Source organism: Bacillus kwashiorkori (assembly GCF_001375515.1).
Taxonomy (GTDB): Bacteria; Bacillota; Bacilli; order Bacillales; family Caldibacillaceae; genus Bacillus_BK; species Bacillus_BK kwashiorkori.
This window is the reverse complement of sequence record NZ_CTDX01000015.1, coordinates 423,432-436,117: the sequence shown is the minus strand read 5'-3', so window position 1 is coordinate 436,117 and position 12,686 is coordinate 423,432. Positions and strand designations below refer to the sequence as shown.

Below are 12,686 nucleotides of genomic sequence, written 5' to 3'. Positions count from 1 at the left end.
CATAGCGTTGAAGCAGCAAGCGCCGTGCCCTCGGAAAGCGTCCGCCTGTTCTTGTCACTGAGATTCGTCACAAATTAATTTGAAACGGAAATCAACACCAGTCTTTAACATAGCTTTTTTATAAAACTTCTATTATCTTGCTTCTGAAGCCATTAGTAAAACACTTTTTTAAATTAAACGGCTTACTCCCGTTTAACCTTTTTTATTTGCCAGTCGAAAGTAGATGATGACATGGCAACTTGTCATGCCTTCGACTCTAATCTTGAAGAATATGTATCCTCCAGAAACCAGTAATTCGATTATCTCGAATTCGAACTAATTGTACACAAAATACTATTACCTTGTCAAAAAAAAAGAACTGCTTAAGAAATCATTGCATTTTATTATTGTACTGGTTTTCCGTAAGCTTATTCTCCGGATACTGATTTTCAGGAAACGGTGTTTCGGAGGTGCTCGAATGTGTTTTTTTCTTGTTATTATGTGCTTTATATTCAATAATTAAAGACTTTCCAATTGTCGAATACTGTTTTTTTAACTTTTCAATTTCATTAGCCACATCTTCTTTTTCGTCAGAAAACAAATAAATCATTTCTTCAAAACGATTCCCTACAACTTGAATTCTAGCAAAATATCCTAATTCAATAGGTTCTTTTATAACTCGTTAATGAGCATTTCGACCATTTTTTGAACGACTGATAATTTCTTTCATGTGTATTTCCCAATCGTTTGAATTGGATAAAAAAATTGACAGTAATCCCTTTGCTTGTAATGTCACATCCGAATCATTTAGTAGTGAATTAGAAACTTGAGTGTACTTTGATACAGCCCTTTTTACATATAAACAGCGCGTTAGACTTTAAACACAGAAACTACTTCCAAAATTTCCAATCGCACGACCTTGTTTTTCTTCGGTATATCTAACTTCAAGTTCTGTATGTGTTATTTCTTCAATTGCAGCGTCTAAAACATGCCAGCCCTATTTTTTGTTTACGTTTATGTCTCCATTTCATATTAGCAAGAAAAATAGGAATGAATCTAAAAATTATTTTATCGTTCCGTAGGTTATTCACGTAGGTTGAACGTGACTTTTTGCATAGCAAAAAAACCATTTTCACACCTGTTTTTTAGGGTGTGGGTAAATGGGCACTCTGTTTTTTCATGATATAGTTTTTCTGGGGCTGGTGAGAAACTACTTCCAAAATTTCCACCACTTTTTTGTTCTGTTGCAGCCGCAATTTCTTTTCGACTTTCTAAAGACTCTCTTATAGATTCCATAAGTAATTTATCTCTTTTCTCCAAACGACTATCTATGTAATCTTGTTGTCTTTGTAACTGCATTATCAGTTCTTTATTAAACTTTTCTTGTTGCTCCCTGAACAGTGAAAATTCATCTAAAAGACTGTTATACTGCTCTTCAGTTATAACGGGAGTGCGTTACAGAATTTCCTTTTTTCCATGCCATTACAGCATTCGCAGCCTGTTTTAAAGTCATATCACCTTTAGTTGTTACCAAGCTAGATTGCTTTGCAAGGTCGGCTGAAGATGGTACTCGTATCATTAAAGATTTGCTTAACAGCGGCATTAGTGTTCATGTATTAAACATGGGCCTAATAGATAACACGCCCACAGGTCGATTAATTATGAACATTTTATTTGCCTTCGCCGAATTTGAACGAGATATGATTGGAGAACGTACACAGGAAGGGAAAGCCTTAGCCAAGCAACATCCGAACTTTAGAGAAGGTCGCCCTAAAAAATATTCTAAGATGCAAATAGAACATGCCATAGCGCCTAAAGATAAAGAACGTTATTCATATAAGCAGGTGGAAGATATGACTGGCATAAGTAAAAGCACGGTAATACGGGCTAAAAGAGAACGTGGATTAATTAAAATGTGAAACGATGTATTAAAAACATTTTATGAAAGCAAAAAACTACTAAATTAAATTAGGATGGTGAAATCATAGTAATTCGTGATACCAAACGATTAGATTAATTATACCGTCAATCTAAGGTAAGTATGGAGTTAGAAGGATTTGAGTTCACAGAAGAAGATGGAACGAGATATTAAGGCGGTTTTAAGTGGGTAAATAACAATTGAGGAGGTGGCCAAGAGATTGAAGCAAGAGACAAGATACTCAGAAGAAAAAGAAACGCTGATTCCACCAGAAAAGATGATTGAAGATGAAAAAATAGAGCCATATAAACCTTTGAGATGATATGATAAAAATAAAGGATGAAAGCGAGGGATTCGTAATGATCTGGACAGCTTCTGCAATTTCTTGTATTACGTGGAACACGTTAAAATTATCACTGGAACGAAAATAAAATTGGTCAACTAAAAAATATGAAAAAGGGGTAATTATGGGGGGAAAATCATATATTTTTAAAATTTTATTAATCGCTTTATTAGTGGTACCTCTTATTTTTATTGGATTAGTTGTATATAAAAATTACTTTTTTACATTTAATAATCTTAAAGGTGGATTCTACAAAGGACCTCTTATTTCTCCGACAAAGGAGTATACTGCTAATGCGTACTACAAGGTCTATGGTGGTGCAGCTGGAGGGGTAATTATATGGGTAAATGTAACTTACAATAACGATGAAAATAATGTGCAAACTATCTATTATAGTGAAGCAAAAAGTAACTTTTCTATGGAATGGATAGATAAAAATACCTTGTTCATCCAAAACGAAGAGCCAGGATACCCAAATTCAAATAGAAGCGTAAGATTGGAAATTGGAAAAGAAATTTATCATGAAACGGGATTGGCTTGTAAAAGTTGGCTAATGAAAAAAAAATTTGAAAAATGCTTAAGTGCAATCAAGCAATAAAACGACCTCTTTTTGAGGTTTTTTTATTTTTTACTTAAATTGCTTGGATTTTAAGCGTTTAAACACAATTTTATTAGATTTTAAATAAAAAACTGACGATTTACAAATAATAAATCGCCAGCAATAAAATGACATATATTTAATTACCATACTTTAATGCATCATTAAAACCTTGTCTTATAACGGCTCTATCTTCTTCTGATTCAGGTTCCCATTAAGACCATTTGAGCCCTGAAACTTCAGGGCTACGTTCTTGGTTGTACTATGCCCATTTTTATAATTCTTTAAGAAAGGAAATGAAAACTATGGGGAAAAGAGACTGGGAAATGAATCAAAGACAACGGAATATTTACAACAATTTATGGCAACAGGTTCATCGAACTTTTGACTGGAGAACTCATCATCAAGGGAAAAGAGGTACGGAACGCTATCGAAACGGTGTAAATGCATTCTGTAAACATTTGGCTATTAAATATGGATCTAAAAACTTTAAAAACATTAACGATAAGCATTTAGAATCATTCATCAAGGTATCACAAGAGGCTGGTATTTCTGCAAGCACGATAAAGACGGATTTATCGGCCATACGAAAACTGCTGTAACTCCTAAACTAAAGTGGACAGTTTTCGCTGGATAAAAATTTTTTTACCAGCTGTACTTTGGGGTTTGGCATTGAAATGGGTGCCGCCCCGGGGAGGGGCGGCACCCATTTCAATGCCGGCGGCCCTTCCCAATTTTATTAAAAACTCCTCCATACCTGTATAATTTGATAGATTAACAGAATTGTTATTACAGATGGAGGGAATTGAAGGGTGGAAAAGTGGGAAGTGTACATGGAGATTTATCAATTAAAACAAAAAGGATTTAAGATAAGGAGGATAGCCAGAAAGTTAGGTATTTCAAGAACAACCGTTTATAAGTACCTTGAAAGGTCACCACAAGAAATGAGCGCATGGATGGCATCAACGAAAACAAGGTCAAAGAAACTAGATCCTTATGAAATGCTCATTCAGACATGGCTAAGTGAACACCCGGATCTCTCAGCTTCTCAAGGTCATGATTGGTTATTAGAGAAGTATCAGGATTTAAAGATTGGTGAGAGCACGGTAGGTGGTTATGTTAAAGAATTACGGGAGAAATATTCTCTTCCTAAAACAGAAACAAAAAGAGTCTACGAGGCCATTCCAGACCCACCGATGGGGAAACAGGCCCAGGTTGACTTTGGACAAACGGTTCAAAGGAGACCAGACGGGATCCAATCATTTGAGTCTTTAATATAAACACTCTTTTGCCATGTTCCCCCATTAGAGCCAGTGTTAAAACTTACTGGTCCTGTAGAAACATTTGTTTAAGTATGGAGGGAATTAAATATGGGAAAAAAGTAATATATTTACTTTTAACATTTATATTTTTTATAATTTATAATTTAGTATTCGATTACATCTTTACCTATATTGAAATAATATTTGTTACAGCCAATTTTTTATTATTTTTGATTCAAATTTTTATTTCAATTGTTATACTCTTTCCTTTATCATTTGTAACTACGAAGAAGGTTTTTGAAATTATTAAAACCACATGAATTTTACTTTCAAGAAAAAAATTCCATGTTCTCACTTACAAACCGTACATTCACACCTTTTTCAACTAACTCTTTAACAAAATTATTTAGATCAATGATTGAACGTGCTAAACGGTCAATTTTAGTAAAACAAGCGTGTCACCTTTTCTTACATGATCTAGTACTTTTTTTAGCTCTTTTCTTGAGTTCGTACTTGTTCCAGTTACTTTTTCAAAAAACTAAATAATCTCTAACACTGTTAATTTTTCTTTGATTGCATTTCTCCGATCAAACACTTTTAAAAACCGTACGAACTTACACATTCGTACTGTAATATTAAAATAATTTGAAGCAGGCATCCCTCCTCTTGCAACGAAGGAAAAAACACGCTGAATAACCATTTCCTTTATCAAGTAAAAAATCACCATATCCTTTTCGCTTGATCCACTGTTTCCAGTCTAATCAGTCCTTTTTGCAATGGTGCAGGACAACTCATATTATATTGACGGATTTTTTTATTAATTATTTTTACATCCTCCTCGGTTTGACACTCATTAATTAATATAGAAATTTCCTTTTGTAACCTCAACCATTCTGGTAAATATCCAGCATTATTAGCGACTTGTTGATAATGTTGAAACGTGTCCATTTGTAAATATTCTTTGGAAATTTTCTTACCCTTACCTTTATAATTATCTTTTTCACCTGAACGCTCCAAAATATCACCAATTAAATCATTATATTTTTTCTCCACTCCACATCGCCCTTTCGTTAATTTCCATCACTGACATAATGAATTAAATAGTTTATTCTTGATTTTTTTAAAAAAACCTTCTATTTTTTGACCTTTTCCGTAAACATTCATTATAATAGTTTCCAAGAAATCACTTACATGGATAAACGTGTTCTTTTTAATTCCAACCATATTATTAACAATTTTTATCGCATGACTAAAATCGCTTTGCTACAAAAAAATATTTTCCATTAATTTACATCAACTTAATGAAGAACCTATTATGGCTTCCGTTTTCCTCTTATCTATAACGACAATATTCGTTTATTAATTAACGTATATAAAAATCCAGCCATTTCTTTAGGTGATTTGTCCATCCCGTTTTTCAACCAGTTTTTTATCATATGGATGCTTCCACTAATAATAAATGTACTTAAATAGTCAGAAAAACTTTCATCTAATGGTGCCGTACTATGATTTTTAATAATAAAATTTTTAGCGACAGTCATTACCTTATTTTCAAAAGTTGTTTCATTATTTTCACTTAATAAGATTTGGCAAATTTCCCACTTTGATGCGAGATATTCAAGCAGTTTTTCCGTCATCTGTAAAGTTTCTTCTTCTTTGGCAAAATTATATTGACTCAAATACATATACATATCCTCAATAATTTCTTCTTCCATCTTCTCCAATAAATCATATTGGTCTGAATAATGGGAGTAAAATGTGGAACGGTTAATATCTGCTAATTCGCATATTTCCTTCACCGTTATCGAGAAAATCGGCTTTTCCTTTAAAAGTTTAATTAAGCTTTCTTTTAATACCATACGAGTATATTTTTTCCTTCTGTCCAATTTCGAATTACTCATTCAATCCCACCTACTTATCCGTTTTCCAACAAAAAACTCATAAATGTTGGTTAACATACGAATTTTACGAAACTGCCTGTTGAATAGACAACACTGTGTTTATATAATGATATAGTGGAAAGATGATTTACGCAAGAGAGGGTGAAATATTATCGACTTCGCATCACAAATCTTAAAACATAAAAAGGTTGTTGTCGCCGTATTTTTCCTACTGACAATAATCGGTGCAATAGCACAATTTACAGTGACTGTTAATTACAATATGATAGACTATTTGCCCGAAGAAGCACCATCGTTAGAAGCAATGAAAATCTTGGATGATGAGTTCCAAGGGGCAGTCCCAAATACTCGGGTAATGATTCAAGATGTTACCCTTCAAGAAGCACTTGACTTTAAAGAAAAATTAGCTGCTATCGATGGGGTCAGTGACGTTCAATGGCTAGATAACGCTATCGATGTGAAAACACCCATCGAAATGGCGGATAAAGACACAATAGAGTCTTATTATAAAGACAACAACGCTTTATTTTCATTCACCATTCGGGATGGAGATGAAGTTGCTGTTACGGATGCAGTTTATGAACTAATTGGCGAAGAGAATGCGATGTCAGGAGAAGCATTAAATACTGCTACTTCACAAAAAATGGCTGGAAGCGAAACGATGTTTGCCGCTGCATTACTAATCCCAATTATTATCATTATTTTAGTTTTGTCTACTACATCATGGATGGAGCCGGTGTTTTTCTTAACAGCAATCGGTGTCTCCGTTCTAATCAATTTAGGAACGAATGTATTTCTAGGTGAAGTTTCCTTTGTTACGCAATCTGTTGCACCCATTTTGCAACTTGCCGTTTCACTAGATTATGCAATCTTTTTACTTCATAGTTTTGCAGATTACCGGAAAACAACGAATAACCAAGAAGAAGCGATGAGACTTGCAATGAAACAATCCTTTCCAGCAATTGCAGCCAGTGCATCAACTACCTTTTTCGGATTTATCGCCCTTTCTTTCATGAAATTTGAAATTGGTTCAGACCTTGGAATCAACTTAGTAAAAGGAATTCTATTAAGCTTCATTAGTGTAATGGTCTTTTTACCAGCGTTAACTTTAATGTTTTACAAATGGATTGATAAAACACAACATAAGGCTTTCATACCGGAATTTAAAAAAATTGGTAAATCCGTTATAAAAATTAAAATTCCGACTTTAGTGATCGTCGTCCTTTTAATTATTCCGGCATTTTTAGCTCAAAGTAAAACGAACTTCACTTATGGAATTGGAGAGCAGCCAGAGTCTTCTCGAGCTGGTGCGGATATCATAAAAATTGAAAAACATTTTGGGAAATTTACCCCAATGGTTTTACTCGTTCCAAAAGAGGATATCGCGAAAGAAGATGCACTTGTACAAAAAATTGAAAACTTGAACCATGTATCTAGTGTATTGTCCTATACAAATGCTGTTGGAGCGGCGATTCCTCCCGAATACTTAGATGAAGAGATAACAGAACAATTTTTTTCAAAAAATTATAGTCGAATCATCATCCACACCGATACAAAAAATGAAGGTGAGGAAGTATTTAATTTAATTGAAACTATTCAAAAGCATGCAAAAGAATATTATGGTGAAGAAGTGCATTTACTTGGTGAAAGCGTCACTTTGTACGATATAAAAAATACAGTCAAAGAAGATAATTTGATGGTAAATTTACTAACGGTTATTACTATTGCCATCGTCCTAGTCGTATCATTCAAATCATTAACGATACCTATCATTCTACTACTTACAATTCAATCGGCAGTGTGGATGAATTTATCTGTACCGTATTTCTCCAACTCTTCACTCGTATTTGTTGGCTATTTAATTATTAGCACTGTACAATTAGCGGCTACTGTCGACTACGCCATTTTATTTGCAGATGCTTATAAAGAAAAGCGAAAAGAAATGCCCGCATTACAAGCAGTGATGAAAACAATAGACGAGAAGATTTTCTCTGTTGCCGTTTCTGCTTCTATTTTATCCACTGTCGGCTTTATACTTTGGATCACCTCATCAAATCCAATTGTCGGGTCAATTGGTCTCTTACTTGGTCGTGGAGCACTACTTGCATTTATTATGGTAGTTTGTTTCCTTCCAGCGATGTTATTAGTATTTGATAAATGGATTAACAAGACTACATGGAAAGCAAATTTTTACGAGGAGAAGTGAGGATGAGAAAGTTTAAAAAATTATTATTCGTTTTATTAACGGTGACTCTTTTAATGCCAACCTTCTTTGTCACAGCTGACACTAAAGACAGCAACCAGGAAAATACTAACATGGAGCAGCTTGGGAAAATTGCTACGAAAGATGAAGTAGTGTATGGCAAACTTAGTGCAAATGGGGAACAAAAAGAAGTATATATCGTCAATGTTTTTGATATTAAAAAAGCAGGGAAAATATTCGATTATGGGACTTACACAAGTGTTAAAAACTTAACAAACTTGCAAACCATAGAGCGAAATGGCAACATCATTGAATTCTCTGCACAAGAAGGTAAATTTTATTATCAAGGGAATTTTAATGATAGTCCTCTTCCTTGGAATATTGCCATTACTTACTTTTTGGATGGGAAGGAAATTTCACCGAATGAACTTGCCGGAAAATCAGGTCATGTGAGAATTGCTATGGAGACAACCGCGAACAGCAAAATTAACCAAACCTTTTTCGAAAATTATTTACTACAAATTTCCTTAACACTTGATCCTGAAATTTATACAAATATAAAAGCTCCTGATGCAATGGTCGCTAACGCTGGCAAAAATAAGCAAATTAATTTTACCGTTATGCCAGAAACAGATGGTAACTACTACGTTGAGGCCGATGTTACAGAGTTTGAGCTAGACGGAATCGACATTTCCGCCGTTCCCTCTTCCATGGCAATTGATACACCGGATTTAGATGAAGTAACCGAAGAAATGGTTTCCTTAACAAATGCCATCGAACAAATAAATAACGGTGTTGCCCAATTAAAATCGGGCGTGAACGAGTTAAATAGTGGAACAACAAAATTAAAAGATGGATCAAAAAAGTATAGGGACGGGATTACTACCGTTAGCAACTCATCTGCCAAACTTGTCGATGGATCAAAAGAAATCGAAACGGCTCTGACATTAATAAGTGATACGCTTAATAAAAATCTAGCAAACATCGAAAATATTGATTTAAGTGAAGTAGGCAATTTGTTCGAATGGCTTCAGCAACTACTGGATAAACTCCACCAAACAGCAGAAAGTTTGGAAAAATTTCAGGAAACATATACAAATGCGTATAATGATTTGAATAGTTCTATGCAAGCTATCTCATCGAATGAAATTTCCAGTACAGATATCGACAAACTATACAATAGTGGTGTCAGCAAAGACGTTATTGATCAATTACTGAAAACATATGAAGCAGCAAGTTTAGCAAAATCAACGTATTCACAGTTAAAGGATGGACTTTCCATCGTAAATACGACGGTAGAAAATATTATAAAAGTACTCCAAGATATTGCTACAAACCTTGAAACGATCGTGACAAAATATCAATCCACTTTAGCTAAGTTGGATGTCTCTCAATCATTATCATTACTGACAGATGGAATTCATATGATGGCAACAAACTATCAAACTTTCCATTCTGGTCTAGTGGATTACACAAACGGCGTTCACCAGTTGGCAACGAACTACGTTGATCTGCATCGTGGAATAGAACAACTTTCTGAAGGAACAGTAGAGTTAAATGTAGGGGTCGGTGGACTTTATAAAGGAACGAGTAAATTACACAACGCTACTAAAAATTTACCAGATCAATTAAAAGAAGAAGTAAATAAAATGATCTCCGAATATGATAAGTCTGATTTCCAGCCCGTTTCCTTTGTTTCAGAAAAAAATGAAAAAGTAAAAAATGTACAATTTGTGTTAAAAACGGATAGCATTAAATATGACCGACCGAAAGCAGCAGAAAAACCGATTAAAAAGGAAAAAAGTTTTTGGGTGAAATTATTAGATTTATTCCGATTCTAGTAAAAAGCAGCAAAGTGAGTCACCTATTATTAACGGAAACGGATTAATTAAATCACCTTAGTTAATTCCTTTCCTTTCTAAGATAACAATCTGTTTTAACGAAACGTCCTTTTACCGCTTACGTAAGTTGTCCTAACGATAGAGGGAAAAATGCCAGCACCTTAATGGAAACTGGCATTTTTTCTTAAATATTTTCGCTTCATCCTCAAACATGTAAAGCAAGAAGAACTCCGTTAGAATACAACTCCCCGTCTAAACTTCATAAACCCTATCGTCGCAGTTAAAAATGTGAAAATAATTAGGGAAATAATCCCGCTTTGGATGGCAATATCACGGTTAAAATGCAATGTCGCAACCGCCCCATTGATAATTTGGTGTGTATCCAAGTAAATGAACGGATTAAAGGAACTTTTTGGTAATACTACAATCCCAAGGATACATACTACTCCAACTATAATGAATGAAATAGTCGGATTTGGAAAAAACAAGGAAACAACATAATAAAATGTATAGAGGAAAAAAATGAGTAAAACTGTTAAAATTACAGATTCCAATAAATACGTACCCATATTTATAAAGTGAAAACTATCTGCCAAAGAATTTAATGTTGTAGCCGTTTCTAAAGCCGGATTACCATCATAAACAAGGATAGGGTAATCCAAATCGCCGACTCCCTTCGTAAAAAGACTAATTACTATCGGTAAAAGCAGCATGGACAAAACAAAACTAAATGTTAAGAGAAGCCCTGCAAAATATTTAGCAAAAAATAATTTTTCTTTACTTATCGGCAGTACTGCATAAAAGTTTAAACCTCTTCGCTTTTTACCTGCCTCTAGTGCAATATTATTTCCAAAAACAAAACATCCAAATAAAATAATGACTGGAATGAACAATGATTGAAAAATTTGATATAAAAATTGGAATCCTGTCACTCCATATCTAACCGTCATATCTTTCCATTCATTAACAGCACTTCCGCTAAATTTTTCATAAATCGTTCTAATAAAAGGTCTTTGTATATCAGCTTGGATAAATGATTCAGCATTAATTTCATTCAGTAACTTTCTTTCCTCAAGAGTTGCCCGAACGGTAAACCAAGATCCGCCTTGTTCTTGGATCCAATATGGAGAATTCATTGTCGAGTCAATATTTTGAAATATTAATTGCAAATTCTCTACTTGGATTGGATAAACTTTACTCCAATCCTCACTGCTAAATCCTTCTAGCATCACTTTGTTTTTCTTTAACACTTCTTTCGTTGCTTCTATTTGGAATTGTAATGTATCCAATTGCTCTTGGTCACTATTCTTTTCAGCGACTTTCCACTTTTCTTCCAAGTCATCAATAATAGTTGGAAATTCTGTAACGGTCTTATGAAGTTTCGCTACATTGCTACGATGAATTTTTATAGCAGCACTGTAATTCAAAAAATAAAAAGCTACTAATGCTAACATTGCTAATAATATCGCAATATAGGTCGTTTTTCTTTTTAATAGTTTCTCCAATTCAAAGAAAAATAAGTTCACCTCAAACCCTCCTCTCTCGGTTGAGGATAAAGGTTAAAAAAACAAATACTAACGCAAATCCCCATAAAATAACATTTCCTTGCGGGAAATAAGTAGGGTTCTCTAATATAACTTGGTTAATATTTTGATAGGATAATGGATTCCAAATAACGGAAATACCATAATCGATTAATATGTACCCTCCTGCAAAAATGAGGAGAATAACTAAAAATGATATAATGGTGTTCCTTAAAGTAAACCCAACAAAATTTAACATTGCTATGGAAAATACGATAAAACTACAAGTGTAAATTATTGCTAACTGTACATATTCACCAATATTTAAAAACTCATCATCTATAGTATAAAGCGGGTACTGGAAAATTTTACTTTTTTCTTCCCACAACAGATATGGCAATAAAAAAGAAACGATGAAAACAACAATAGCCCAAATGAGACTTGCCAAAACGATACTAAATAATTTTGCACTAATATACTTAATATTGGAGATTGGTAATGTAAAAACCATTTGTATATTTTTCTCTTCAAATTCTCTTGTGATCAACATTCCAACCGCAAATAATAAAATCATAAAACCGATTGGATGAAATAAAATAGATACAACTTTTTTCAAAAACAAAGCAGGTTGTACCGATAGCTGTAGATCTTCCTTAGGTAAATCCCGTTTCAATAATTCTTCATTGAGACTTATAACTTTGTTCATTTCATACGCGGATAATTCAATACGACCTTCATGATTCAAGTAATCAATCGCAGTTGTATATACGTTTATTTCATTTTGTAACTCTTCACGCCAATGATTTTGTTCAATTGACAAAATTAGTGCGTCTAATTGTTGATATAGCAAAGTACCAATTTCCAACCTTGCTTCAACCGGTGGATCTGAGTGGACTAATTTTAGCCTCTCTCGATCAAACATATTTTGTTGACTAACACTTGAAGCTAAATAAGAAAAATGATCTACTTTTTTCGCTTTAATTACATCTTGCTGTGTCCAATGGTAAATGAACAAAGTACCAATAAATAATAATGATATTATGAGAAAACCTAAAAATACTTTTGACCGAAATAACTTTTTACCTTCAAATAAGAGTAATTTTCCCATACAAACTACC

13 protein-coding genes and 2 pseudogenes are annotated in these 12,686 nt (G+C 33.7%); 6 read left to right on the top strand and 9 right to left on the bottom strand.

Annotated elements, in window-relative coordinates:
- Nucleotides 1-370: 370 nt before the first annotated feature.
- The 3 genes and pseudogenes from BN1242_RS08750 to BN1242_RS08745 all read right to left on the bottom strand — a co-directional run bounded on the left by BN1242_RS08750 (nucleotide 371) and on the right by BN1242_RS08745 (nucleotide 1,338).
- Nucleotides 371-589: a hypothetical protein gene (locus tag BN1242_RS08750; protein ID WP_062354442.1), complete on the bottom strand. Its 219-nt coding sequence runs from the start codon at nucleotides 587-589 to the stop codon at nucleotides 371-373.
- 267 nt (nucleotides 590-856) lie between these two features.
- Nucleotides 857-958: pseudogene (locus BN1242_RS13950) on the bottom strand (hypothetical protein); the annotation flags it as partial.
- Nucleotides 959-1,062: 104 nt separating this feature from the next.
- Nucleotides 1,063-1,338, bottom strand: coding sequence for a DUF3967 domain-containing protein (locus BN1242_RS08745; RefSeq protein ID WP_062354439.1), 276 nt, complete (start codon nucleotides 1,336-1,338; stop codon nucleotides 1,063-1,065).
- Nucleotides 1,339-1,499: 161 nt separating this feature from the next.
- Between BN1242_RS08745 and BN1242_RS08740 the strand changes: the two are divergent.
- The 4 genes and pseudogenes from BN1242_RS08740 to BN1242_RS08725 form a co-directional block, all read left to right on the top strand.
- A pseudogene (locus BN1242_RS08740) lies at nucleotides 1,500-1,898 on the top strand (recombinase family protein); the annotation flags it as partial.
- A gap of 466 nt (nucleotides 1,899-2,364) precedes the next feature.
- The gene (locus tag BN1242_RS08735) at nucleotides 2,365-2,838 is read left to right on the top strand and encodes a DUF5412 family protein (protein ID WP_062354427.1); all 474 of its coding nucleotides are present in this window, start codon (nucleotides 2,365-2,367) and stop codon (nucleotides 2,836-2,838) included.
- Nucleotides 2,839-3,143: 305 nt separating this feature from the next.
- Entirely contained in the window at nucleotides 3,144-3,440 is a 297-nt protein-coding gene (locus tag BN1242_RS08730) for a site-specific integrase (RefSeq protein ID WP_062354425.1), read from the top strand.
- A 210-nt stretch (nucleotides 3,441-3,650) separates the two neighbouring features.
- Nucleotides 3,651-4,118, top strand: a complete 468-nt coding sequence (locus BN1242_RS08725) for a helix-turn-helix domain-containing protein (RefSeq protein WP_062354422.1) — start codon at nucleotides 3,651-3,653, stop codon at nucleotides 4,116-4,118.
- 311 nt (nucleotides 4,119-4,429) lie between these two features.
- On the opposite strand, the gene BN1242_RS13785 is transcribed toward BN1242_RS08725, so the two are convergent.
- The 4 genes from BN1242_RS13785 to BN1242_RS08715 all read right to left on the bottom strand — a co-directional run bounded on the left by BN1242_RS13785 (nucleotide 4,430) and on the right by BN1242_RS08715 (nucleotide 6,001).
- Nucleotides 4,430-4,516 carry a hypothetical protein gene (locus BN1242_RS13785; protein ID WP_238985126.1) on the bottom strand — a complete coding sequence of 29 codons (87 nt, stop codon included), beginning with the start codon at nucleotides 4,514-4,516 and terminating at the stop codon, nucleotides 4,430-4,432.
- A 122-nt stretch (nucleotides 4,517-4,638) separates the two neighbouring features.
- Nucleotides 4,639-4,812, bottom strand: coding sequence for a hypothetical protein (locus BN1242_RS13650; protein ID WP_158661060.1), 174 nt, complete (start codon nucleotides 4,810-4,812; stop codon nucleotides 4,639-4,641).
- Between the two features lie 8 nt (nucleotides 4,813-4,820).
- Nucleotides 4,821-5,153, bottom strand: coding sequence for a DnaJ family domain-containing protein (locus BN1242_RS08720; protein WP_062354419.1), 333 nt, complete (start codon nucleotides 5,151-5,153; stop codon nucleotides 4,821-4,823).
- A 284-nt stretch (nucleotides 5,154-5,437) separates the two neighbouring features.
- On the bottom strand, nucleotides 5,438-6,001 hold the full coding sequence (locus tag BN1242_RS08715) for a TetR/AcrR family transcriptional regulator (protein WP_062354416.1): 564 nt from the start codon (nucleotides 5,999-6,001) through the stop codon (nucleotides 5,438-5,440).
- Between the two features lie 262 nt (nucleotides 6,002-6,263).
- On the opposite strand from BN1242_RS08715, the gene BN1242_RS08710 reads away from it, so the two are divergent.
- Nucleotides 6,264-8,207, top strand: coding sequence for an efflux RND transporter permease subunit (locus tag BN1242_RS08710; RefSeq protein WP_420806021.1), 1,944 nt, complete (start codon nucleotides 6,264-6,266; stop codon nucleotides 8,205-8,207).
- Nucleotides 8,208-8,209: 2 nt separating this feature from the next.
- On the top strand, nucleotides 8,210-10,045 hold the full coding sequence (locus BN1242_RS08705) for a YhgE/Pip domain-containing protein (RefSeq protein WP_062354410.1): 1,836 nt from the start codon (nucleotides 8,210-8,212) through the stop codon (nucleotides 10,043-10,045).
- A gap of 233 nt (nucleotides 10,046-10,278) precedes the next feature.
- On the opposite strand, the gene BN1242_RS08700 is transcribed toward BN1242_RS08705, so the two are convergent.
- Both BN1242_RS08700 and BN1242_RS08695 read right to left on the bottom strand, forming a co-directional pair.
- Nucleotides 10,279-11,571 (bottom strand): ABC transporter permease, encoded by a 1,293-nt coding sequence (locus tag BN1242_RS08700; protein WP_062354406.1) that lies wholly within the window; start codon nucleotides 11,569-11,571, stop codon nucleotides 10,279-10,281.
- A gap of 1 nt (nucleotide 11,572) precedes the next feature.
- On the bottom strand, nucleotides 11,573-12,676 hold the full coding sequence (locus BN1242_RS08695; RefSeq protein WP_062354404.1) for an ABC transporter permease: 1,104 nt from the start codon (nucleotides 12,674-12,676) through the stop codon (nucleotides 11,573-11,575).
- Between the last annotated feature and the right edge of the window lie 10 nt (nucleotides 12,677-12,686).

What these genes read in the sequence shown, in the direction of transcription:
- BN1242_RS08730 (WP_062354425.1), top strand. Translation starts at nt 3,144, where the DNA reads ATGGGGAAAAGAGACTGGGAAATGAATCAAAGACAACGGAATATTTAC.
- BN1242_RS08735 (WP_062354427.1), top strand. Translation starts at nt 2,365, where the DNA reads ATGGGGGGAAAATCATATATTTTTAAAATTTTATTAATCGCTTTATTA.
- BN1242_RS08745 (WP_062354439.1), bottom strand. Translation starts at nt 1,338, where the DNA reads ATGCAGTTACAAAGACAACAAGATTACATAGATAGTCGTTTGGAGAAA.
- BN1242_RS08710 (WP_420806021.1), top strand. Translation starts at nt 6,264, where the DNA reads ATGATAGACTATTTGCCCGAAGAAGCACCATCGTTAGAAGCAATGAAA.
- BN1242_RS08705 (WP_062354410.1), top strand. Translation starts at nt 8,210, where the DNA reads ATGAGAAAGTTTAAAAAATTATTATTCGTTTTATTAACGGTGACTCTT.
- BN1242_RS08695 (WP_062354404.1), bottom strand. Translation starts at nt 12,676, where the DNA reads ATGGGAAAATTACTCTTATTTGAAGGTAAAAAGTTATTTCGGTCAAAA.
- BN1242_RS08750 (WP_062354442.1), bottom strand. Translation starts at nt 589, where the DNA reads ATGATTTATTTGTTTTCTGACGAAAAAGAAGATGTGGCTAATGAAATT.
- BN1242_RS08715 (WP_062354416.1), bottom strand. Translation starts at nt 6,001, where the DNA reads ATGAGTAATTCGAAATTGGACAGAAGGAAAAAATATACTCGTATGGTA.